Genomic DNA, 2,707 nt, shown 5'->3' with positions numbered 1-2,707 from the left:
AGCGTGGTACAACGGACGGCGAGTTCGGGCGCAAGAGCACCGTTGGTGAACGAAGCACCAAACGTAAGAAATCCCACGTGTAACCCGAGAAGCAAAGGGCGAAGCTCGCTCCGAATGTCTCGTAAGACATCTTTTTTTAAGGGCTTGACGTGGTTAAGCTGCCTTTAAGTGGACAAAATCGTGCATCTCTTTGGTCATGAGCTTTCCGCTTCTTGATACGTGATGGTAGATGTCGTTCGGTGCAGCAACTTACTTTTGCTGAAAACGCGGTTGCTATTACTTGCTATTACTTGCTATTACTTGTACTTTTTCAATTGCTTTTCCTTTGCCCTTGGGGTCGCCATCATAGTTGCTTCGTGCTACTATAGGCATCGGTTCACTAACGGGAGAGCGCAACGTGGGGTGCGAAGCGACTGGTATCCGTAGAACCGATCTGTGAAAGGGGACTTCCCCCATGAATACGCCTTTGGATGCGTTCGTCAAGACCGACGGCAACCGCGAAGCGTTCGATCGCATCGCCAACATCACCCAATCCCATGAAAAACCCGAGAAGCTGTTCCTTGTTGGCCCCGAGCAGTCAGGCAAGACGACGCTGGTGCGTGCGCGGCAGCTCGACCGGGATCTGCTGTCCACCAAGCGGGTGCTCTACCGCCCCTGCGCCGAACTGCCTGAAGCTATGCGTGCCAACGTCTACGACGGCTTCTTCGAGGACTTGGGCACGCACGAGGTGCTGTTTCTGGATGATTTTGACGGCTTCTATAAAGATGAGGAGATGGGTCCGAAACTTTGCCAGCTGCTGCTAGCCGAACGCGAGAGGCGCGGCTTGGATACGGTCATCACCTCGCGTGAGCCGCTTTCTGCGTACGACCTGACCCTGTTCGAAGGGATGCTCGACGACTTCGAGGAGATCGCGATGGATGCGCTCGATGCTGAGGGTCTGGAAGCTTATGTGTCCGAATTGGCAGGCGCCTATGCCGAAGAAGGAAAGAGCCCGGTGCTCTCCTCGGAGGCCATTACCTATATCGCTCACGATTTGGGAGAGAAGCCTGACATGATGCGCAAGGCCGTGAGCTTCCTCATGACCCAGTATGAAGGCGAGCCGGGTGTTGAGCTGAGTCGCGACTTCGTGGCCATGACGCTGGCATAGATTGTAGATAATCTGCTGTGCGAACCCGGGGTTTGCCGCAAAAGCGATGGATCCCGGGTTTGCAGGTGGATTTATCGCGTCTTTCTCAGCAGGTGGGAAATGGGCTAGAGCGACGGTCGAGCCTGCGTTTCGTGCCGGTGAGCGAATGGTGGGACACGATAAGATAGGCAATACTATTCTTGCGTTTTGTTCGCGACAATGCCGAAAAAATGTTGGGCCTGCCGGCTTAGGTGGTGCGATCCGTTTCGTATTTTTGAGGGCGGAGCATCATAATTATTTCCTGCTGCGAGTGGACATCGATTTTTTGATAGATCCTGTAGGTGTGGGTTTTGACGGTGCTTGGCGATATGACGAGCATCTTCGCGATCGAGTCGCTGTTGTAGCCGCATGCGAGAAGGAGGAATATTTCCTGTTCTCGTGGGGTAAAATCATACTGTTCCGCCAAGGTGGTACACTTTTTCTTGAACGAACGTTCTTCCTCTTCGCTCTGGGCCGTCCAAGGCGTGACGATGCCTTCCTTCAAATCATAAGAAACACCCTCCTTGAACGATATCCCGTAATTGAACGGTAGAAGTGTGTACGCACCGATCATGAAGACCGCGATTACGCATGCTGCGACAACAAAATTCAACTGAAGCACCAGGCAGGCATAGCCCAGACATAGTCCACAGGCGAATCCGAACATGGGCGGGAAGCGGCCCTTTGAGATGTTCGCAAGGATGTTCATGTCGAAACGCCGGCCTGAGGTGATAAGGAAGGAAATGTTTGAATGACCCTGGTAAAAAAACAATAACACTGCGATCGCAAAGATGGCGGTTCGGATGTAGGTATCGTTCGAAGAGATTCCAAAGAGCATGGCGATACCTGCAGGAAGGTATATCCTGGCCATTTGCCCAGTTGTTCCAGCAAAATACCTTCTCTGAAGGGGAAGCGTGGCGTTCAGCACAAAGGCTATAGCTACAATAGCTGTAATAACCTCAGATGACCAAGAGGAGAACGTTGCACATATACAGAATCCAATTGCCATCAACTGAAAAAACAGTGCTACATGCATTTTGAGGTCAAGATGTACGTTCTGGTCCACTCGTTTTGTTTCTTTACGATAATTCTTAACCTTACATTTTGGAAGAACAAAGTATAGCAATGCCGAAATGGCATTCATTGATACGAACGTCATGCTTGAGACGGCTTCATTTAGCCAGAGCACAAGCGTGAAGAGAAGCAGCCCGAGTGAGAGGCCCCAAGTCGTATAGGCAAACATAGGCTCGCTTTCGGTCGCTGCCGAGTTATGCCATCGAAACATTCCTAAAGAGGTGCACGCTCCCATAAGGCTCGTTGTGGCCGCTATGGCGATGATGACGATCTCGTCTGTTCTTGTTTGGCTTACGTGTAGGTATTGGATGAAAGCTGTCATTGCGATAGGAATGGCGGAAACGATCAGGAATGCAGCATCACCCACGATTCCTGTTTCGATCAGTGTCTTTCGCAGCCGGCTGAAGCGTATGAGGAAATAGACGAGTGCTACTGTAAGAAAATATGAAATCATGGCGGTCATGACGA

Annotated in this window: 2 protein-coding genes; one reads left to right on the top strand and one right to left on the bottom strand. The window is 51.2% G+C overall.

Annotated elements, in window-relative coordinates; all coding sequences use genetic code 11:
• The first annotated feature begins 454 nt into the window (after positions 1–454).
• Positions 455–1,147 carry a hypothetical protein gene (locus RR842_RS13610; protein ID WP_332730126.1) on the top strand — a complete coding sequence of 231 codons (693 nt, stop codon included), beginning with the start codon at positions 455–457 and terminating at the stop codon, positions 1,145–1,147.
• 226 nt (positions 1,148–1,373) lie between these two features.
• Here the strand turns inward: RR842_RS13610 and RR842_RS13605 are convergent.
• On the bottom strand, positions 1,374–2,707 hold a 1,334-nt coding region (locus tag RR842_RS13605), incomplete at its 5' end, for a helix-turn-helix transcriptional regulator (protein WP_332730125.1).

This window comes from Gordonibacter sp. (assembly GCF_036667095.1).
Classification (GTDB): Bacteria; Actinomycetota; Coriobacteriia; order Coriobacteriales; family Eggerthellaceae; genus Gordonibacter.
This window is presented reverse-complemented; position numbering and strand designations above follow the sequence as displayed.

Bases quoted from the DNA above. Each gene is read 5' to 3' on its own strand.
- RR842_RS13610 (WP_332730126.1), top strand. From the start codon at position 455: ATGAATACGCCTTTGGATGCGTTCGTCAAGACCGACGGCAACCGCGAA.